The sequence below is a fragment of the Gallalistipes aquisgranensis genome, from assembly GCF_014982715.1.
GTDB classification, from domain to species: domain Bacteria; phylum Bacteroidota; class Bacteroidia; order Bacteroidales; family Rikenellaceae; genus Gallalistipes; species Gallalistipes aquisgranensis.
The window spans coordinates 331,549-352,626 of the sequence record NZ_JADCJY010000001.1 but is presented as its reverse complement, the minus strand read 5'-3'; the positions used below and the strand labels follow the sequence as shown (position 1 = coordinate 352,626).

At 58.2% G+C, this 21,078-nt stretch carries 12 protein-coding genes; all 12 read right to left on the bottom strand.

Annotated features, from left to right (window positions below):
- Window positions 1–83: 83 nt before the first annotated feature.
- Complete coding sequence (locus INF32_RS01245) at window positions 84–1,259, bottom strand: alginate lyase family protein (RefSeq protein ID WP_226386603.1); 1,176 nt, start codon at window positions 1,257–1,259, stop codon at window positions 84–86.
- Window positions 1,260–1,337: 78 nt separating this feature from the next.
- Window positions 1,338–2,090, bottom strand: a complete 753-nt coding sequence (locus tag INF32_RS01240) for an SDR family NAD(P)-dependent oxidoreductase (RefSeq protein ID WP_226386602.1) — start codon at window positions 2,088–2,090, stop codon at window positions 1,338–1,340.
- A gap of 29 nt (window positions 2,091–2,119) precedes the next feature.
- A complete protein-coding gene (locus INF32_RS01235) occupies window positions 2,120–3,571 on the bottom strand; it encodes an MFS transporter (protein ID WP_226386601.1) in 1,452 nt (483 codons plus the stop codon).
- Between the two features lie 19 nt (window positions 3,572–3,590).
- On the bottom strand, window positions 3,591–3,935 hold the full coding sequence (locus tag INF32_RS01230; protein ID WP_226386600.1) for a cupin domain-containing protein: 345 nt from the start codon (window positions 3,933–3,935) through the stop codon (window positions 3,591–3,593).
- Between the two features lie 24 nt (window positions 3,936–3,959).
- Entirely contained in the window at window positions 3,960–6,167 is a 2,208-nt protein-coding gene (locus INF32_RS01225) for a heparinase II/III domain-containing protein (protein WP_226386599.1), read from the bottom strand.
- A gap of 9 nt (window positions 6,168–6,176) precedes the next feature.
- Window positions 6,177–8,435, bottom strand: a complete 2,259-nt coding sequence (locus tag INF32_RS01220; RefSeq protein WP_226386598.1) for a chondroitinase-B domain-containing protein — start codon at window positions 8,433–8,435, stop codon at window positions 6,177–6,179.
- A gap of 12 nt (window positions 8,436–8,447) precedes the next feature.
- A complete protein-coding gene (locus INF32_RS01215; RefSeq protein ID WP_226386597.1) occupies window positions 8,448–9,821 on the bottom strand; it encodes a polysaccharide lyase 6 family protein in 1,374 nt (457 codons plus the stop codon).
- A 103-nt stretch (window positions 9,822–9,924) separates the two neighbouring features.
- On the bottom strand, window positions 9,925–11,844 hold the full coding sequence (locus INF32_RS01210) for an IPT/TIG domain-containing protein (protein ID WP_226386596.1): 1,920 nt from the start codon (window positions 11,842–11,844) through the stop codon (window positions 9,925–9,927).
- A gap of 18 nt (window positions 11,845–11,862) precedes the next feature.
- Complete coding sequence (locus INF32_RS01205) at window positions 11,863–13,593, bottom strand: IPT/TIG domain-containing protein (RefSeq protein WP_226386595.1); 1,731 nt, start codon at window positions 13,591–13,593, stop codon at window positions 11,863–11,865.
- Window positions 13,594–13,613: 20 nt separating this feature from the next.
- Window positions 13,614–15,128 carry a RagB/SusD family nutrient uptake outer membrane protein gene (locus INF32_RS01200; protein ID WP_226386594.1) on the bottom strand — a complete coding sequence of 505 codons (1,515 nt, stop codon included), beginning with the start codon at window positions 15,126–15,128 and terminating at the stop codon, window positions 13,614–13,616.
- Window positions 15,129–15,142: 14 nt separating this feature from the next.
- Window positions 15,143–18,304 carry a SusC/RagA family TonB-linked outer membrane protein gene (locus INF32_RS01195; protein WP_226386593.1) on the bottom strand — a complete coding sequence of 1,054 codons (3,162 nt, stop codon included), beginning with the start codon at window positions 18,302–18,304 and terminating at the stop codon, window positions 15,143–15,145.
- A 436-nt stretch (window positions 18,305–18,740) separates the two neighbouring features.
- Window positions 18,741–20,558, bottom strand: coding sequence for a glycoside hydrolase family 2 protein (locus tag INF32_RS01190; protein WP_226386592.1), 1,818 nt, complete (start codon window positions 20,556–20,558; stop codon window positions 18,741–18,743).
- Window positions 20,559–21,078 lie beyond the last annotated feature (520 nt).

Below are 21,078 nucleotides of genomic sequence, written 5' to 3'. Positions count from 1 at the left end.
GCCCCTGTCGGAGTTCTTCCGACAGGGGCGGTTCCATTATCTACGTTTTGCCGGCCGCCATGTTTCTACGGGAATTCGCCGGTTTATTGCAACTCGAAGAACAGCAAAGCCGCAAAATCGGCCTTGCCTTCCCCGTATCCGATACGACGGGCAGCGTCGATCCACTCCGAACGGCCGAGAGCGACTCCCGCCTCATAGAGCAGGGCCGCACCGCGACGGCGTTCGAAAGGTTTGATCTGGGGATACGGCCACGTATCGGGCTTTTCGTAATACGGCAGCAGGAACTCCAGCACACGTTGCGCTTCGGGCATTCTCCAGAGGTCCACACCCGACGGGAGGGCCATGTTACGAGCCGTGGAAAGGGCCTCAAGCACGAAGGTCGAATAGTGCAGCGAAAGCGTACGCTCCAACTCTTCCGGCAACGATCCGTCGGCAGCCACCTGGGCAGTGAAACGGGGTTTCACGGACTTTTCTGCGATCTCCCGCACCCGTCCGCCGAGCCCTGCGGCCTGCGCCGTCATCAAGCGGATGGCATCGTACCAGAGTCCGTGGTTGTTGGACGCGTGCAATTCCTTCTGCCCGTTGACGCTGTGCTCCAACCAATAGAGGAACGCCCGGGCCCACTCGCCCAATGCAGCACGGTCCCCGTCGCTCCAGGCGGGAGAGTTCCCGATCAGCGAGGCGGCATTCAGTGCAAAACACATGCGCCGCGCGTCGATGATCCCCGTACCCCGGATCGTCGTACGGCCCCGGATCAGCTGCGCGTAGGTCATGTTGGGATTCATTCCCTGCTCCGGATCGAGAAACCACGTGCGCAGCAGTTCCGCACATTTGGCGGCATACCGCTCATCTCCCGTGACATGATAGAGAACGGCCAGTGTCCGTGCGGCATATCCGAGCCTGTCACCGTTTTCCCGTTCGGGAAAGTCGTAGACTTCGGGATTGCGCTCCCCGTCCCGGCGGACATAGGGAAGGCCGTCGGGTTTCGACCGGTCGGGCCACCAATAGGGAGACAAGGACATGTAATCACGCCTGTCGCCGCTGGGCGGCAACTGTTTTTTGGAAGTCACCGTCATCGGTTCCATCTCCAGAAGCTCTCCGGAAGCCGCGATGACCCGTTCCGCAGCCCTCACGGCACGCGGATCGCCTTCGCGGTAAGCCGCAGCAAAGCGTCCGAGCAGCTCGGGACTGAACGCATACTGCGCTACGGCCGGACAGACGGCCGTTATCGACAGCAAGAAAAGAAAGATTCGTTTCATAACAACGGTATTAGGAAAAAGGCGGACGATACCCTCGCCGAGGATCTCGTCCGCCCTGCATGAAAACGTCCGGAAGCCTTACGAGAAAAGCGTACCGCCGTTGATGTCGATATTCGTACCCGTGAGGTAGCTCGACTCGCTGCTGGCCAGGAAACATACCAGGTCAGCGACCTCCGAAGCTTCGCCTTCACGACGCAGCGGAGCCGTATGATGCAGGTTCTCCCGAGCCTCGGGCTTGGTGAAACGGTCATGGAACGAGGTATTGATCATGCCCGGAGCCAGCGCATTGACACGAATGCCCTTCGGACCGAGTTCTTTGGCCATGGCACGCGTGTGGCACATCACCGCCGCTTTGGCAGTGGCGTAGACCGAAGCGCCCGGACCGCCGCCGTCGCGGGCGGCCTGCGACGAGAAGTTGATGATCGAACCGCCGGCAGGCATCATCGGAACCACCTCGCGCGTGCAGAGGAACACCGACCGCATGTTGACGTCCATCAGGAAATCGTACCACTTTTCATCCTGTTCGGTGATGAGTTTGCGGCCCACGATACCGCCCACGACATTCACCAGAATGTCCACCTTGCCGCCGTAAGCCTCGCCGGCCTTGGCGAAAAGATTCTTCACGTCGGCGGCTTTCGTCATGTCTCCCTGCACGGCAATCGCCTCGCCGCCGTCGGCCTTGATCATGGCAAGCGTCTTTTCGGCATCCTCGGGATTGTCGAAATAGTTCAGACATACCTTGGCGCCTTCGGCAGCCAATTTCACAGAGATCGCACGACCCAGGTCGCGCGCGCCACCCGTAACGATGGCTACTTTTCCACTTAGTCTCATATCTTTTCTGATATTTAAAAGGTTATTGGTTATTTCACTTGCTGCTCAATCCGTCCGCCGAACAGGAACACGCACAGGAGGCTGGCCGGCACGAGCGCCGCCCCCAGCACGAAAAACAGCGTCCAATCGCCGCTCTGTGTCAGGTAGGGGATGAACAGGATCGAAATGATGGTTCCCAGCACAGCGGCCGCTCCGCCCAGCCCGGCCAGGGAGCCGACGGCCTTGCCGGTCTGCAGATCGCTGGCCAGGGTCTGGATATTGGTCATTACGAACTGGTATCCACCCAGGATGAAGGCCATCATCACCACGGCCATCGTCGCCGACGATGCCACTGCGGCCAAGGCCATGCCCGGAACGATAAAGCAAGCCCCTACAATCATCGCGGCTTTGCGTGCAAAGTTGACGCTCTTACCCCGGTTTATCAGCAGGCCGGAGAACCACCCGCCGGCCACCGACCCAATGGCGGCACCCACGTAAGGAACCCAGGCCGACATGGCGATCTGCTTGATATCGAGTCCGAAGACCTCGATCAGATAGATCGGCAGCCACGTCACGAACATCCACCAGATGGGATCGAGGAAAAAGCGGCCGAGGATCACGGAGTAATTCTTCCGCTCGCTCAACAGCGTCCCCCACGACTTGGCCGTATCGCACGACACGCGGCACTCGGGCTGACCGGTGAGGATATATTCACGCTCCTTCTCGGTGATCCAGGGATGCTCCTTGGGACCTTTCTTATTGATGATAAGCCACGGAATAACCCAGATGATACCCAGCGAACCCACGACGACGAACGTCACGCGCCATCCGAAAACCAGGAAGAGCACGGGAATCAGCACGGGAGCGATGATCGAACCCACCGAAGCGGCCGCCCCGAAGATACCCTGCGCGAAAGCGCGCTCCTTCTGCGGGAACCACTCGGCATTGGATTTGGTGGTGCCGGGCCACGGTCCTGCCTCGCCCAGTCCGAGCAGAACCCGGAAAAAAGTCAGCGACTTGAGACCCGAGGCCATCGAAGCCAATGCATCGGCACCTCCCCAGAGAATGGCCGAAAGGGTGAATCCGCGACGGGTCCCGATCTTATCGTAGATCTTGCCCGAAACCAGCTGGCTAACACCGTAGGCGACCATGAAAAACATGGTAATGACGGCCAGCAGGCTCTTGGCCTGCCGCTGCTGCTCCTCGGCAGGGGCCGAGGTGTCGATCAGTCCCAGCTCCTTGGCGATACCGCCGTGCTTCACGTATTCGATAGCTCCGTCGGCAAGCGGAGTCACATCGCCGGCCGGCAGCACGAAACGGTCCCCGCCGGAAGAAACCGCATAGGTGTCGGATTCGGCGTCGAACGTATACTCCCCGGCGGGACATACCACCTTCGTATTGGCCACCCACATGTAGTTGAGCGTCCCCCGGTCGAGATAGTTGATGATCGTCACAATGGCGATAAGCGCCAGGACGATCCATCGCAATCCTTTTATCTTCATTCGAATATCCGTTTGCAGGTTACTTCTTCAGAAAATCCTCCCGGTGCGGCGAAAACGTATCGATAAGAATACCCGGTTCAAGGCATACGCAACCGTGAATCTCGTCGGGAGCCACATAGTAACCGTCGCCGGCCTGGAGAATCTTCTTCTCACCGCCGATCGACAATTCGAATTTGCCGCTGGCCACATAGGTCGCCTGGCTGTGGTAATGTTCATGCTGCGCTCCCACGGCTCCCTTGTCGAACTTCACCTTCACGATCATCAACTGTCCGTCGTACCCCATGATCTGGCGCCGGATGCCGGGAGCGGGGCTCTCCCACTGCAGCTCGCTCTCGAGCTGAAAGGTTTCACTGCGTGTTTTCATCTTTTTCAATTTTTTATGGGTTTGTCATTTCATTTTCACATCATAGGGTCCCGTCCATTCGAAACGGCCTTCGGGGGTCTCCACGCTGTGACGCTCCCCGGTACCGGCCGTACGGTTCGAGACACAGAGCGTAACGCTGTGCCCCCCCGCATAGTCGGCCACCGCGACCGTATAGTCGGGCGTATCGGCCACGAGCCTCACCCCGAGACAGGAAGAGGTCAGATTGTCGGACTGTTCCACCTGCAGATCATAGGTCCCGTGGGTCTCGAGCGAGGAAAAGAACGTGTGGTTTTTCTTTCCCTTTTCACGAACGATATACGCCTTTTCGGAACGCAGGTTGAAATCGGGATCACCGGCTCCCGCCTCGACGCACACCATTTCGCTGGCCGGGGTCGTTACGGTCGAAAGCGAGTAGAACCGATTTCCCGTGATCCAGGTGAAGATACTCGTTCCCGACGCTTCGTTGCGCCCTGCCGCCTGCCGCCATAGATGCTGGTACCCATTGGCCGTTCCCAGCGCCGTCATCGTCGAAAGAGCCTTTTCATAGGGAAAATTGAAACTCACCGGATGGCCGTTGTACCACATCGGATAGTCATACCGGTGCTCCGACCCGCTCTCGGCCCGCAGGATATCGAGAATCAGCGGATATTGCAGAAACGGCGTGGTGACATAGGCCAGCGTGCGGTGCATGCGCACTCCCGGACAGGCGTTGTCCTCCTTGGCCGAGACGACCTGCACGCTGTCGTGTGCAAAATCGGCGAAATAGATGTCCGAATGGTGCTTCATCGACTCGTCGTAATCGCCGCCGAAATGAGAACGTTCATCCACGACCAGCGTGTTGTGGGCGATGGTCTGCATGGCGAAGGTCTTGTTTTCACGGGTGTAATGCCCTTTGTATTTGGCCTCTATGTTGAGCCACCGGGCAGCGCCGTAGTCCGCCAGAACCTCGTTGCCGTTGTCGTAATAAGCCATCGTCAGTTTGTCGTAATGACCGTGGCTCAGTCCGTGTGACGTGGCCTTCAGTGTCAGGGCACTGTTCAGCGCAGGGTCCGTGGAACGGATCACCGCCATCCCTCCTTCGTCGCCGTCGCGCCCGTCGCGGAAAAGCGAACTGCGGAGAACGAGCGGTCGTGCCTCGCCGCGGGCGATATCGCGCGCCACGGCGAAACCGGCATCGGTCGGCAGCACCCAATCCTGCCAGCGCGCCGCTACATCCAGCAGCATCTTGTTCGTCGGATCGGCATTGTAGGCTATATTCACGGCATAGATCAGCTCCTGAGCGTCGTAACCCTTCTCCAGCGAATCGTTGAAACGCATAAAACGCCCGTTGTAAGCCAGCTGCAACAGCGTAGAAACCGCTTTGAGCAGAATACCGTCGCGGTAGGCAAAGATATTCAGGTCGGCGCGGTTGTGCTCGATACACTGCGCGAAAACCATGAAAGGCCAGATGGCATACCGCTGGTAATAGGCCCCTTCGGTGAAGTAACCATCGGGCGAAAAGAGATAATCCAGCTGGCGGATGAACCCGCCCGTCCGGCCCGTTTCGTCGGTGCCGTAAAGCGCCTTGTTCACCAGCGCGCCATCCCCCATGGCCATGCCGATCATGCCCACGGCCGAGGTAGCCCATGTGGCATGGTTATGCATCTTATTGAACACCTTGTTATTGCCGCGGTTTCCCTCCATGCCGTTCATCAGGAAATCAGCCATCGGACGAAAGAGGTTCCGCTCCACATCGTCCCGCTGCGAGGGGGTCATGTAATCATAGACGCAATCGTAGGCCATCGCGGTATGCACCAGCCACACGCTTTCGTTGAGCGTCTGCCAGAAAATGCGGCCCGGAGTCTTCGACAGCGTCACGGGATGAAATCCCAGCGTCGGATAGAGGTCGGCATAAGCCTCCAGCATCTTCACGACACGACGTGCATATTTCTCCTCTCCGGTCACCTGCCAGGCGATGCCGCAGTCGACCATTTCGTAATAATTGAGTTTGTGGCGCTCATGCGTGTATCCCCCTCCTCCGTCGCGGGGCTCGGGAACGACGATCTCCGAAGCCACGGCAGCATCGGCACCGGCCAGCGTACGGGCTATCGCGGCATCGAACGCCGGAACCTGTCCCCGGGCCTCGCGCATGGCGGCGACGCCCTTCTTCGTAAGCAGCAAAGAGGGGTGCTCCCCGGCCGTCAGGGCAAACGTCAGGAGCGTAAACACAACGGTATAAAATATCCTTTTCATCGTCTCCACTTATTTTTTCACACCGATTCCCAGTTGCGCCAGACGGCTGCCGGGACGTTGCGCGAAGTCGTGTCCCTCAGGATCGGCATAGTCAGGCTCCACATCGTAAAGTTTCCCCTTGACGACATTGCCCGTCATCGAAAGGATACCCCCGGCATTCCAGAAATTACAGTCCGCAATGGAAATTTTCTCCCATGTAGCCTCGTCGAGACGGATCGAACGCCCCCCCCGGCCGCTGTTCGAGAAATTGCATCCTGCAATATCGAGCACCTGCGGCCCCACCAGACGCATCACGGAACCACGCTCCTTGTTACAGCAGTCTTCGAAGTTGCAGTTGCGGATTTCGACATAGGGTCCGGCGGTCGATTCGTCGCTGCCGCCGCGGTAGATATTGATCGGCAGGCCAAGTATCCGGTAGAACGAGCAGTTCTCGATCAGCATGTCGTCGGCATTGTAACGCCCCTTGTCGTCACGTTCGGCTGCATAGTTGATCGCATCGCCCGAGAGATCGCGGAACAATGAATTGCGGATCTCGACCCGCCCGGCAAAGGTCGCCTGCAACCCCTTCACGGCAAAGAAACCGCCTTCGCCGAAATCGAAGAACTCACAGTTGTCGATCCGCAGGTTATAGGGACGGATCATCTCTGCGGCGGTAGAAATCCCTGCCTTAGCCAGAGCCTTGCCCGCTTCGAGCGTTCCCGAGAAAGCGATGCCTTCGATACGCAGATCACCGCCGTCGGCAATGGTCACCATGTTATCGCCCTTCGCACCGTTGAAACGCACCACGGGCCGGGCACCGTTCTTCGCGGCGCGGATCGTCAGCGGCACCTTCACCACCATCGCCCGCGCAATGGCGTAGTCGCCTCCGGCATCGGCCAGCTCGACGACCGCCCCTGCTTCGGCCCGCTCGACCACGGCGGGCAGGTCCTCGCCGGCATGTACGGTGTAAACCGTCTCTACCGGTTTATGAATCTCAGTCCGGGGCCTGTACCACGCAGCGCCCTTCCCGGCACGCATCGCAGTCTCGGTCGGCAGCACGGGAAGCTGCGGCACAACATTCTCAAACCCTTCGAGCGTGCACTTCTCCGCCAGTTTCACCCGATTGTCGCGGAACGTGAATCCGTCGGTGCGGTCCACGGCTATGAAAGGGGCGTCGAGTTTCCCGTTGACGATCGTATTGCGCGCGAAAAGGACACGCTCGGGAGCAAGGGTGCGTTCGAGGTCCTTGCCCGTTCCGAACTCGATGTTCGAACAGTCGATGAAGGTATTGTCGGTCACCTCGACATCCTCGACCAGACAGTATCGGTTGGGCAGCGAATTGGGCACGGCGTTCATCAGCGCAAGCGCCGAGAAGAAACGTCCGCCGGCAATGCCGACCAGCGTGTTGCGTCTCACCTTATGACCGGCATTCACGATACGGATACCGCCCGTGTTCCGCTTGCCGTGTCCCACGAAGAGGTTCTCCTCGACCGTGTTGCGGTCGCCGTGGCGCAACGCCAGCACGCCTTCGGATTCGAAAAAGACGTTGCGGCGGATCACGTTGTCGCTCGATTTGATCGAGACCACTTCGACCTCGCCGTTGCAACGGTCGAAAAGATTCTCCTCGATCAGGGTATTCGAAGAGGTATAGGCCTGTTGCGAAGTACCGACACGGATGGTCTCCGCACCGTTGGAACCATAGACAGGCCGAGGTCCGAACCAATTATGGTCGATCCGGTGATGGTTCTGCTGGCTGCGGGGTTCGTTGAGCATCACAATCAGCGTCACGCCCAGATTCAGTTTCCCGGTCAGCGTGCAATGGTCCACGCGGTTGCGGCGGCCGAAAAGCAGGACATAGCTGTATGCCTGGTCACGGCGGACCGGATTGTATCCTTCGACGACGCATTCTGTCAGGCGGCAGTCGTCGGCGACCTCCCTACCGCAACGGAATTCGATGACCGAACCCGACGGAGCATATCCGTCACGGAAATCGAATCCGGAGATTTCGAGCCATCTGCCCGCAATGCGGAGCGTCGAGGCGCCGCCGATTACGACGCCGCCCGGAGTCGCAGCCTCGATGCGCACGGGCTTTCCTTCGGCACCCGCACCGCGCCACTTGAGTTCCATATCGCGGTATGTGCCCTCTTCGACGACGATCCGGTCGCCGGGACGGGCCGTTTCGAGCACCGCGGCCACGCTGTCCAGCGTCACGCGGTACTCGCGTGCCGGAGCGGGCCGGATCGACAATACGGCAACCGCTGCCAGAAGAATCGGTTTCAGGTATTTCATAAAATTTCGGTGTTATTCGGTTTTCCAGGAACATCCGGCGCCCTCACGGATAGCATCCATCGCCGGTTGCACATTGGGTTTGACGGGAGCCGTCGTCACGGCAGGCAGCGAGACACCCCGCTGGCGGCCGTAAAGGATGTTCTCCTCCCATGCGATATCGGGAGCGGGCGGCGTCGTACAGTCGACGGCATATCCCGACGACAAGGCCGATACGGTATTGTTCGCTATCACGGTCGAAACGACGGGAAGCACCTGGTCGCTGCCGCTGCTGGCATAGTTGACGTTCAGCCCGTATTTGCAGCCTGTCACCACATTGTTGCAGACCCGGGCATCCTTCACCTGCCAGTAGCCGTTCAGGGGGGCATCCTGCTGGCCGCGCACGAGACAGATCGCGGAACGGTACCCCGTGCCGGCCAGCCCTTCGAGGTAATTGCGTTCGACGGTATGTCCTTCGCCGATCAGACGGATACCGCCCGTACCGGCCATGCCGTTACCCACGAAATAGTTGCCCGTCACGGTACAACTGTTTCCGTGCCGCAGGGTCAGCGAGCCCTGGCACTCCACGAAAAGATTGCGGCGGTAGAGGTTCCGGCACGACTTATTGGAAACGATCTCGGCCTGCTCCCCATGGCAGTGATAAAAGTAGTTGTCCTCGACCGTGCACGACGCATCCTGCATCGAAAAGTCGCTCGTACCGATACGGATGGTCTCCTGGCCGTTGATCGCCTTGCCTTTCCCATCGTAAAGCGTCACGGGACGTTCGAACCGGTTGCCCCTAACGGTATGCCCCGGGGTGATGCCCGTCTCCAGCCAGACAACCAGCAGCGTGCCGATATTGCGCTTGTCCCGGAACGTGCACCCTTCGACACGATGCCCCGAACCGTAGAGCGAAACCCATTTGGTATCGATAGAGGTATCCTCCCGCGTACCGTCCCCCGTAACGGCGCAATCGACGAGTGCACACTTCTCCGCCCCTTTCGCCAACGTGACCACCGCCTTTCCCTTCACGGGCTCCGGGTCCCGCCACCAGAAACCGTTCACCTCGGCGTGCGTTCCCGACACCGAGAGCCGCGAAGTCCCCGTAAAGAGGACCTTCCCGGGGGTTTCGGCCCGCAAAACGACGGGATTTTCAGCCGTTCCGGCACTTTTCAGTTCGACGGTCTGGTCGGCATACGTGCCGTTCCTCCAGATGACGACCGATCCCGCCGTGAGGTTTCCCAGCGCCTTGAGTTCGTCGGCCGATGCGACATAGACCGGTTCTCCGGAAAGTTTTCCCGACGTTCCGGGCACTTCCGGACCCGACGGACCGGGCGTCGTCTCGCCTCCCGAGCAGCCCAATGTCTGTGCAGCCAGCAGCATCAACAGGATGAAAGATTTGCGCACCATTTCGTATCTCCTTTCAAACGTCTTCCGGAACAGCCTTCGCTTTTCAAGCGAGGCTGTTCCCCGGAAGACGTCCCTCATTTAACCATAAAATGCAGTTCCGCTTCTATTCGTTCAGCGTCTTCGACCAGTACATGTCGAATGTAATGGTTCCCGAGGTATCGTCCGTAGCCGCAGCCGTCACCTCCTTGATAAACAGGAACCCTGTCCGGCAGATGCCGTCCTCTTCGGCCTTGATCTTCCCCCAGTCGTAGGTCGAATACTGTACCAGCAGGACAGAACCGACCTTGAAATCACCCGACCCCGTCGCATCGCCGTCGAAAGCATAGGCGGGCGAAGCGGTCGCGGTTTTCACGGTCGTGAAAACCATCGTTCCGATGGACCCGTCGCGCACGGCCGCGGCAGTCGCCAGGGCCTCCTCTTTGGCTCCGGACTCCTCGATATTGCGGAATCCCACGATCGGGGTTCCGTACCATGTATTCCCGTCGGTAATGCTGACACCTCCGCTCGTCTTAAAGTTCTTCAACTGGCTGTTGCTGCCGCAGGGGCCCTGAAGCGAGAACGAGGAAGAACCGCTCGAACAGAAGAAATAGGGAAGTACCTCGTAATATTCCGCCTTGCCGATAACATCTTTATTCAACTCGTTTTTCGTCTTCATCACTTCGGCGGAAGCATACTTGTCATACGTTCTCCAGTCGTCGGTGGACACGGTCCGGCCCAGGTCGGGAAAACAGAAAGCGATCTGAGCGTTGGATGCATCCCGCGCACCGATTTTGACATTCTTGTAGTAATAGAACGGATAGACTTTCGCCTTGCCGAAATCGGCCTGGTTGCCTCCGTTGTAGAGCGCCACGACATCAACCTCCGTCGCCTCGGTGAACGTCACGCCGTCGGGCACGGTGAATTTAGCTTCGACATCCGTCGGGACGCCGACCAGTGAGGCCTCCACACCGCCGACCGTAAAGCCCTCGACCGAGGCCAAATTCTCGCCCACGACCGTCACGGTCTTGCCCAGATAGAACTTGTTGTCCTCGCCGCCGTCCTCGGCCTCCATACGGGTCAGCACCGGTGTTGCGGGACCCGTGGGCGTCGTATCGACACGCCATGCCGAAACCACGCTTGTCGACTGTTGGGGAGTACCCCAAAGCGCCGTCAGCGCCGCCGTCGCAACGACCGGATCTGCCTTGTCGATCGACGAGGGGAATTTCACCGTGACAGCCGTGGCCTCCGTTTCGGTCACGATCAATTCATACTCGCCCCACTTCATGCCGTTCACCAGATCGAGGTTCGAACCCGTAAAGGTCACCTCATCGCCGATCGCGGAGTTCGTACCCTCGGGCTGCGACACGGCATCGAAACGCGGCGTATGCATCGCGAACGGGGCCTCTCCCGTCACGTCGATCGTACTCGTACCCCATTCGGCCGAAATGGCGATCTGGCTGTCCCCTGCGGCGTAATCTCCTCCCGGAACCGCGAACTTCACCGCACCGGAGGCCACGTCCGTGAAGTCGGCCGCCTCGACCGTCACTCCACCGAAATGCACGCGGGTGATCTGTTCCAGATTCCGCCCCTTGAGGGTGATCTCCGTACCGACCGTACCCTCGTTGGGTTCATAACCTTCGATCCGGGCATCGGTGACCGGAACGGTCACATAGTAAGGACAGGTGAAGATCGTACCTTTCGCGTCGTAAATGTTCAGGTCAACCGCATGCGGAGCGTCCTGCTGGGCCAACTGCAGCTCGGGAATCTTGAATTTGAGCGTCTTGATCGTCTGTTCGGTGATCTCGGCGTCGAGTTCGCCCACACTCACGCGGGTCACGAGGTCGAGGTTGAAACCCTCAGCCTTCACTTCCGTACCGACATAGGCACGGGAACTTCCGCTTTCGTCGGTCAACGGATCGAGTTTGGTGCCGTCTACCGCAGGAATATGCTGTACATCAACCTGGCTCATCTCAGGGCCGCACGCAGTCAGCACCGCGAGCGATCCCGCCAGAAGGAGAGCCAGATACTTGGAGACTCGTTTCATCTTCGGGGAAGTTTTAGGTTATTTGACAATCTTGGAATAATCGTAATCGTACTTCTGCCAGTAACAGTTGAAAGTCACATCGCTCGACGACGGCGCTTTGGTGTTGTTATAGGTCTTGAAATTGACCGTACGGATATGCAGGAAGCCGATCCGCTTCACATTCGCCGCGACATTTCCCGTCGAACCCTCGTATCCGTAATAAAGCACCATCAGCACGGCATCGACATCGACATTGGCAGCGTCGGTACCTGCCGTATATTTGCCATTCGCCCACACGTCGCTGTTCAGAGAGCCTTTCGCCGAATTGATCCCGATACCGGCGACGGTCTTCGCCTCCACGTCGATCGGGAAAACCTCTTCGTCGATCTTCTCCAGCGTCTGGTTCCGGACCTGCTCGATCAATGCCTGTTCCGTTCCGTTGGAAGGATCGAGGTAGCGGAACGTCAGTACGGGAGTACCATAGCAGTCGACCTTCGCCCCGGGCAGCCGGTTCTCGTCGGTCTTCGTTCCGCTGGGATTGGTCGCATTGATGAAGAAGTTACGCAACTGGCTGTTCGAATTCGCGGGAGAATTGATCTGCAACTGACCCGCATTCAGACCCGAGAAGAAGAAATACGGATTGACCGAATTGTACTGCTCCTCGGTAATCGCCGACTTGTTGGGCGTATTGGCGGCAGAGCAGGTTGCCGCCTGGTAGCGGAACGAAATCGGGTCGACCTTCTCGCGCCAGTCGGAATTGGCGTAAACGCGGCCCGTTGCGGGTGAGAAGAACGAAGCGAGCGTCTCCACGTCGCGTCCCTGTCCCCAGGTCCGCATATTCTCCCAGAACTGGACGAACGGTACGTAGACCACGAACGTCTCGCTCAGGACGATATTCTCCTCGCCGTCGAAATACTCCGCCACGACATCCGTCTCGGTGTCTCCGTCGACGAAATCTCCGGCAGGAACCGTGAAAATCAGTTCCGAAGGCTGTTTCGACACCGTAGCCTCAAACCCGCCCACGAGAATCCGGTCGACCTTGTCGAGATTCTTTCCTGTCAGTTTCACGGTTTTCCCCACGGCTGTACGTTCCAATACAACAGGCTGATCGAACTCGGGCACGATACGGATGACTTCGATCGAGGGTGCCTCGTCGAGAGACGTGGTCACCGACTCCGTACCGTCGAAATAACGCAGCGTGATACGCACATTGTCGTTTTCGACATAAGGTACGCGCACGACGATCTCCGACTCGCTCTGTTCATAGATATCGCCCTCGTGTCCCTCGTAGGGAGTCCCGCCGTCGTCCCCGTCGGCGGTGAAGAGCACCGCCTCCACAGCCGAAAGATGCGTACCCGAGAGCAGCAGGCGATCGCCCATTTCGACCGAAGGCTGCAACAGGGAAGCCTTCAGCTCGGGAACCGCATAGCTGAAAACGAACGAGGCTTCCGATTCGCTGCGGCCCTCGCTGTTGACCAATACGATCCTGCCGTCGCGGCCCTCGGCCCCGGCGACGATCGACAGCCTGCTGTCGGACACCTTCTCCTTGATGACCATCTCCACGTCGCCGATATAAGCCTTGGTGACTCCGCTGAGATACTGTCCCGTGACGATGATCTCAGCGCCCACGGGAGCCGAGGCGGGCGAGAAAGACTCGATAACGGGGGCATGCTTCACCACTTCGTCCACATAGGTGTCGTCGCAACCCGCCGCGAAGAACATTCCGGCGGCAGCTGCAAAGGTGCATATCTGATTTACGATTCGTTTCATAGGTTTTTACTGTTATCAGTTTAGTAGCCGGGGTTCTGGGCCACGTCGGGATTGATGTTGATGACCGAGATGGGAATGGGAAGCAGGACCTGCCATTCCTCGATCGGATTGACCGTATAGTCGTAATCGGAGTAAAAAAGTTCCGACGCGAGATGATCGCTGACCGTCGATGCGGCCACTTTCCAGCGCATCAGGTCGAACCAGCGCTGGTTTTCGCACGCCAGTTCCAGACGGCGTTCGTTGCGCACGGCCACCCGGAACAGGTATTTCGACGAGAGGTCGGACGTGGCGTAGGTGGTCACGCCGGCACGTTCGCGTATCATGTTCAGATACCGCATCGCTTCGTCCGTGGGACCCGACGTTTCGTTGATCCACTCGGCCAGCAGCAGAGCCACATCACCCACGCGCAGCACGGGCCAGTCGTTTTCCCCGTCGTACTCGGAGGTGATCGGCGAGAGGAACTTGTCGCACCAGCGGGCCTCGACGGTCTGTTCGGTCGTGGCATTGTAGTAGCTCTCCTTGAGCGTCACGGTCTTGCGAAGATCGGGCTTTTCGGTGGTACCGTTGTTGTTATACGCCGCCACCAGGTCGTCCGAAGGATAGTTGTAATGCTTGGGAGAACCCATAATCACGTTATTGCCGTTGTTCATCGGCCCGAAAAGCGTTCCGAAGGGAGACCCCAGCCCCACATTGCCCGAGAGGTAGCGCACGGCGAAGATGATCTCCTTGTTCATCTCGTTGTCGACGGCGAAAATCCGGTCGTAGGGCACCAGATCCGATCCGTTCTGCGGATTGCCCGCCGCGGCCAGCACGTCGCGCAACAGGCTTCCGGCCTTCATGTAATTATCGGAGCCCACGTCGTAACGGGTCATGTAGACCTTGGCCAGCAGTCCCTTGACCGCAGGCATCGTCGCACGGCCCTCATTGCCCGACGCCGCCACATCGGGAAGCATCGCACCGTTGATGATGGCGTTCAGATCGCCCTCTATCAATCCGTAAATATCCTCTACGGGCGAACGCTGCATGTGGCGCGCCTCATCGGAACCCGTCTTTTTCGTCACGAGGAACACCGGTCCCCAAAGACGCACGAGATTGAAATAGAGGTGTGCGCGCAGGAACTTCGCTTCGCCTTCGTACTGGGCGCGGAGCGTTTCGTCGCCTACCACACCGAGGTTTTCCAGCACCTTGTTGGCACGGGCAATGGCCGCATAGGCCGTACTCCAGTAGTTCTCGACCCAGGAATGAGCCGTGGTAATGGTCCCCTGGTCGAGCTGTTCGATGAGTTTCGTATCCTGCGACGAGGAACCGTTCACACGCATGCGGGTATTGTCCGAACGCAGCTCGGTGAGCGCCCACTCGTAATACATGACGTTGTGCAGGCCGTTGTAGGTTCCGATCACCAGATCGTTCACCGCCGCAGCATCCTTAACGTACTCGTCGGCCGCAGTTTCGGAATAGGGATACTGATCGAGGTTGCAGGCTCCGAAGACGAACATCAGGGCCGCCGAACCGATATATTTCAGAATAGTTTTCATCTTCATTCCGGATGTTAGAAGTTAAGGTCGATGCCGAATGTGAAAGTCGACGTGAGCGGGAAGCCACCGCGCTGGTAACCGTCGATCAGCGGGCTGGCATAATCGCCCGAAGTCATGCGCGACTCGGGGTTGATACCCTTGTAGTCATCGCTCCAGAGATAGAACAGGTTGCTGCCGGTGACATAGAGCCGCAGACCGTTCAGGCCGATTTTGCGCGCCGTCTTCTTGGGCAAGGTATAACCTACGGTCAGGTCCCGCAGACAGAGATAAGAGGCATTCTGCAAGCCCAGATCGGTAAGCATGATATCGTAGCCGGTTTTGGCGTAAGGGGTCTTGCCGTCGCCGCGGTGAGTGTCGCTCACCCAGCGGTTCTCCATGTAGGCCCGGTTGTACTTATGGCTCTCGTTGTAGAATACATCGCCGTTGAACACCGTGACACCCTGTACGCCCTGCAGCAGGAACGATACGTCGAAATTGCCGATGCTGAAGTTGTTGGTCATGCCCCACGTGAAATCGGGATAGGGACTTCCCAGTGCCACGCGGTCGTTATCGTTCAGTTCGCCGTTTCCGTCGGCATCCCAGATGCGGAGGCCTCCCGGCACATCGCCCGCGAAATGAGGATTCGCGTCGATCTCCGCCTGATTGTTCCATACGCCCACGGTTTTGAAGCCGTAATACTGAATCAGCGGTTCGCCGACACGCGCGATATAGCTCTCCGAGCGTTCACCCTGCGTGATGACCTGTTTCTCGCCACCGATCTCGAGCAGTTTATTGCGGGAAAGGGAGAAGTTGAAATTCGTCGACCACTTGAATTTCTTGTGGTTGATCTGCCGCGTGTCGAGCTGGATTTCGACACCCGCATTGCGGACCTTGCCGATATTGTTCCAGTAGGACTGGAATCCGGTGAACGACTGCGTAGGCTGTTCGAACAGCAGGGCACGGGTCACCGAATAGTATCCGTCTACCGAAAGAGATATCTTGTTGTCAACGAACCCGGCGTCGAGACCGAAGTTGTACTCGTCGGTCTGTTCCCACGTGATGTTCGAATTAGCCAGCGTCGTAGAGATATTGGCAGCACCCGGCGTCAGCGAGCCATTGCCCGCGCCCGTGGGATAGTTGGCCGGATTGAGCACTTCGAGGGCGGCGTTGTAGTCGATGCTGTTGTTGCCCGTCACACCGTAGGAGGCACGCAATTTGAGGTTCGAGAACACCCGCTGGCTTTTCATGAACCGCTCCTCGGAAATCCGCCAGCCGACCGACACCGAAGGGAACCATGCATTGCGGTTACCCGACGTAAAGAGCGACGAACGGTCGAGACGCAACGACGCAGAAATCAGATAACGATCGTCATAGCTGTACGAAACACGTCCCAGATAGGACTCGAGCACCTGGTTCGGATAACGGAACGTTCCCGTTCCCTCACCGTTTCCGTTGTTTTCGGAAGCCAGTTCGAAAATCGTCGCCGCATTGAGTGTCTGAATGTTGTCGGTGGGGAAACCCGTACCGGTGAGCGCCACGTTCTGCACGCGGGTCGACTCGGCCGTGTAACCGGCCAGGATGTCGAATTCATGCCGACCGACCTTGCGGTTGTAAGTGAGCGTATTCTCGGTCAACAGGTCAACGTAGAGCATGCTGTTGAAAGTAGCCTCGCTGGCCGTACCGTCCTTCAGGGCGTTTTTGTTGGCATAACTATACTGCGGCCGGTAGCGAGCGTTCACACCGTTCGAAGTCTTGAACTGAAGGCCCTTGCAAATATCCACCGTCAGGTAGACATTGGCCATACCCTGGAAGTTCTCGCTCCAGCGCGTGGTGTTGGCCATCACGCTGCGGGGATTGTTGTTCGCCGAGTTGAAGGGCGACACGGGCGTCGTATTGTAGGTCGGGTTACCGTACTCGTCGGGATCGCCCACCGGCGCATAGAGGTTATTGAAGTGGCTACCGCGTGCGAAACCCGTGTAACCCGTCAATGCCGTCGACCACGCATTGTGGTAAACAGGCAGGAACGACGGCGTACGGTAGAAATCAATGAAGTTGTTGCGCGGACGCTCCGCCTTCTGATAGTTGGCCGACACGTTCACCCCGAAAGTGACCGTTTTCGAAAGATCGGCATCGACCTTCGTACGGAAGGTCACTTTCTGTACTTCGTTCTGGAGCATGATACCCTGATCGCGGGTCCAGGCGGCCGACGAGTAATAGCGGACACCGCGTTTGCCGCCCTGCATAGAGAACTGCACGTTGGTGACGCTGGCCGCATCGCGCAAACCCTCGCGCTGCCAGTCGGTCGACCCCATGTTCTGCTCGAGCCAGGCGGCCACCTTGTCCTGCGTCTTCACGGCCGGACCGCCCCAGGCAGCCTCCTTCTCCTGCCACTGGAGGTACTCAGTAGCCGAAAGCATGTCGTGGAGCTTGTAAGCCCACTTCACACCCTGATAAAGTTTCACCGAATAGCGGGATTTGTCCGAAGCACCGCTTTTAGTGGTGACCATGATGACACCGTTGGCCGCACGCGAACCGTAGATAGCAGCCGAAGCGGCGTCTTTCAGAACCTCGATGGACTGGATGTCCGAAAGGTTGAGCGTCTGCAAACCGTCAGGAACGGGATAACCGTCGATGATGACCAGCGGCGAACTGCCGGCCGAGATCGACCCCGTACCGCGCACACGGATCGACGGCGTCACACCCACTTCGGACGTAGTATTATTGATCGTCAGACCGGGAATCTGACCCTGAAGAGCCGTCGTGACATCCGAAACGGGACGATCCGCCAGGATACCGCCGTCGATTTTCGCGACAGAACCCGTCAGATGCGATTTCTTCTGCACGCCATAACCGACCACGACCACTTCATCGAGTTTCGCGGCATCGGCTTCCATCTTCACATTGATCGAAGTCTGTTTCCCGACCTTGATCTCGATCGTCTTATAGCCGACGTAGGAAAACACCAACACCGACTCCGCATTGGGCACCGAAATCGAATAAGAACCGTCGATACCCGTCGCGGTCCCTGTCGGGGATGAAGAGGCGGAGGATTTGACCACCACGGAAACGCCGATCAGAGGCCCTTGCTCGTCAGAAACCACACCTCGAACGGTGATTTTCTGCGCATAGGCTGCCGCCGTGCTAATCAACAGAACTGATAGCATCAGCAACGACTTCTGCAAGTAATTTTTAGCCATAAAGCAGTCTCAAGTTATTTGGTTAGTACTGATTAACAGATAATTATCTCATTCTCAAACCCGGTATTTTGGACGACCAAACTGGTAAACCAATTTTTAATTGTAGTCAAAGATAAAGAAAATAAGATGACATAAACAAATTTATCCGGCAATTTTTTGCTTTTTGAACGATGTCTCCCGCCCTAACGGAATACAATCCACTAAGAATGAGCTATTTCCCAGTTTCAGTTATCGGAAACGGCTCCGTCGTTCCTCTTTTCGGACACTTTCCGCCTTTCCGAAAGTCATCAGTCCCCGGCCTCAATTCACAGACATTATGGTTGCATTTTCAAAAGCAGCCCCGAGACCTCAAAATAAGAAGGACGGCCTCCGGAGGCCGTCCTTCTACTTATATTACATATTTATATCGTGACGCGACAGAGCGCGAAGAGCACCCCTACTCCCCTTCCAGCGAACGGCAGAGGACCCGGTTGGCTTCGCGGAGACGTTTTTCGTCCACCTTGACCTCCTTACGGTCATAGGTCATCAGGCCGTTCACCTCGATCTCCACGTCGGTAGTCTGAGTATAGACCGCGGCGGCACACCCCTTCTCCACCAGCTTTCGCAGCATACCGGCATACCGGACATAGGTGTCGGTCACCTCGTCCGACGACTGGAACTGCACGTAGCCCCAGTTGCGGTCGGGTTCCCACAGATGCCCCTCCATCACACGTCCGATTCCGCCGAACTCGCCCAGCACGGTCGCCCGCCGGGGATCGTACATCGCCAGCTGCGGATCGGGATAGTGGTGCAGGTCGAGCATATCCCCGCAGGGATAGTGGTTGCCTCCGCTGGCGGGATTGACAGGCCGCGTGGGATCGTAACCCTGCGTCCACCGCACGATCTCTTCCGTCTTGAACTGTCCCCAACGTTCGTTGAAAGGCACCCAGACACCCACCGATGGATATGAATAGAGACAATCCATAATCTCCTTCCATTCCCGGCGGAAATCGGCTTCCGACTCTGGAGTACGCTCGAACTCCCGACCGTTGAAATAGGCGAAACGCTGCCATTCGGTCTGTCCGTCCCCGCTGGGCATGTCCTGCCATACGATCATCCCCAACCGGTCGCAGTGGTAATACCAGCGGGCCGGCTCCACCTTCACATGCTTACGGATCATGTTGAAACCCCACTCCTTCGTCTTGACGACGTCGTAGGCCAGCGCTTCATCCGTGGGAGCGGTGTACAATCCGTCCGGCCACCACCCCTGGTCCAGCGGACCGTACTGGAACAGCGGTTTGTCGTTGAGCATCAGCCGCACGATTCCCCTGCGATCGGTACCCACCGAAAACTTGCGCATGGCGGCATAGCTCTTCACCCGGTCGAGGGTTTTCCCGCCCCGGGTCAGCACCACCTCCAATCCGTAGAGAAACGGGGATTCGGGGCTCCACAACTTCATGTCTCCCGGCATAGGCACCTCCACGGCCTGTCCGGCCACGGCCCGACCCGAAGCGACCCGGCGCTCTCCGTCCGTCACCCGCACCTCGACCACATCCGAAGCACCGGCACCCCGGATCGATGCATCCACCGTCAGAGACCTCCGATTTATGTCGGGTGTGATACGCAGACCGCGGACCGAACACTCCCCCACAGGCTCCATCCACACCGTCTGCCAGATACCGGTCACCGGCGTGTACCAAATGGATTTGGGATCGTTCACCTGCTTGCCCCTGGGCTGGTGCCCCCGGTCGGTGGGGTCCCACACCCGCACCACGAGCCGGTTATCCCCCCTGGAGGCCAGAGCGGCCGTCACATCGAAACTGAAAGGAGCGTATCCGCCCTTGTGTCCGCCCACCCGGACGCCGTTCACCCACACGTCGGCCTTCCAGTCCACGGCACCGAAATGAAGCAGCACCCGGCGCCCGCGCCAGGCCGACGGCACCCCGAACGTCCGGCTGTACCACAGCTCTTTCGACTCGCCCACCCGGCGGCCTACGCCCGAGAGGGAGGACTCCACGGCAAAGGGAACGAGTATCTTCCCGTCGAAGGAGAGAGGCTCCCCGCCACCCGCATCGACGATGGCATAGTCCCACAGGCCGTTCAGGTTGACCCACTCGGAACGCTCCATAAGGGGCCGAGGATATTCGGGCAGCACCCGGGCGGGATCGACCGACTCCGCCCAGCGGGTTTTGATCCGGTCTCCCGCCGGAGCCCACTGCGCCTGGACAGCCGCACCCATTCCCAACAGACACAGCAACAACAAACGTTTTTTCATATCGAATTCTTTCAGGTTAATAAATTTTCCAACATCAGGCACCCCGTCTCCCGACGGGACAGACGCTTTCCACTCCGCCGCGAAACATTTTCGGCAGTTAAAAATAGGACTTTCCGGACAATGGCCTTGCCACAATCCGGTCAAATCGTACCATTTCCGGAACAAAATGTCGTCCGGAAACGAATCAGGCAACAACGGGAAAGTCAATCCCCTCATCCACATCGAGGCAGAGCTCTCCGGCTATTCAGGATACGGACAAACACCATCCTACACAGAATCATTCCGGCAAACGATACGCCGAATGTTCCCTGCCTCCCCTGCGGTTCCGCCCCATTCCACGACTCCAGCCCTCCCTTCGTACACTCCGGAAAAGATGACCGGCGGCACTCGGAAATGTAACGATTCGGGCAAACAATGGCACAGATCGAGCAAAACGGAGAAAAAGGGAACTTTTTCCGGAAAAACTTCCTATTTTTAAATTGCATTTCGGTTTCCGGACACAGATATTGAAAACCTAAAC

What these genes read in the sequence shown, in the direction of transcription:
- INF32_RS01245 (WP_226386603.1), bottom strand. Translation starts at nt 1,259, where the DNA reads ATGAAACGAATCTTTCTTTTCTTGCTGTCGATAACGGCCGTCTGTCCG.
- INF32_RS01240 (WP_226386602.1), bottom strand. Translation starts at nt 2,090, where the DNA reads ATGAGACTAAGTGGAAAAGTAGCCATCGTTACGGGTGGCGCGCGCGAC.
- INF32_RS01235 (WP_226386601.1), bottom strand. Translation starts at nt 3,571, where the DNA reads ATGAAGATAAAAGGATTGCGATGGATCGTCCTGGCGCTTATCGCCATT.
- INF32_RS01230 (WP_226386600.1), bottom strand. Translation starts at nt 3,935, where the DNA reads ATGAAAACACGCAGTGAAACCTTTCAGCTCGAGAGCGAGCTGCAGTGG.
- INF32_RS01225 (WP_226386599.1), bottom strand. Translation starts at nt 6,167, where the DNA reads ATGAAAAGGATATTTTATACCGTTGTGTTTACGCTCCTGACGTTTGCC.
- INF32_RS01220 (WP_226386598.1), bottom strand. Translation starts at nt 8,435, where the DNA reads ATGAAATACCTGAAACCGATTCTTCTGGCAGCGGTTGCCGTATTGTCG.
- INF32_RS01215 (WP_226386597.1), bottom strand. Translation starts at nt 9,821, where the DNA reads ATGGTGCGCAAATCTTTCATCCTGTTGATGCTGCTGGCTGCACAGACA.
- INF32_RS01210 (WP_226386596.1), bottom strand. Translation starts at nt 11,844, where the DNA reads ATGAAACGAGTCTCCAAGTATCTGGCTCTCCTTCTGGCGGGATCGCTC.
- INF32_RS01205 (WP_226386595.1), bottom strand. Translation starts at nt 13,593, where the DNA reads ATGAAACGAATCGTAAATCAGATATGCACCTTTGCAGCTGCCGCCGGA.
- INF32_RS01200 (WP_226386594.1), bottom strand. Translation starts at nt 15,128, where the DNA reads ATGAAAACTATTCTGAAATATATCGGTTCGGCGGCCCTGATGTTCGTC.
- INF32_RS01195 (WP_226386593.1), bottom strand. Translation starts at nt 18,304, where the DNA reads ATGGCTAAAAATTACTTGCAGAAGTCGTTGCTGATGCTATCAGTTCTG.
- INF32_RS01190 (WP_226386592.1), bottom strand. Translation starts at nt 20,558, where the DNA reads ATGAAAAAACGTTTGTTGTTGCTGTGTCTGTTGGGAATGGGTGCGGCT.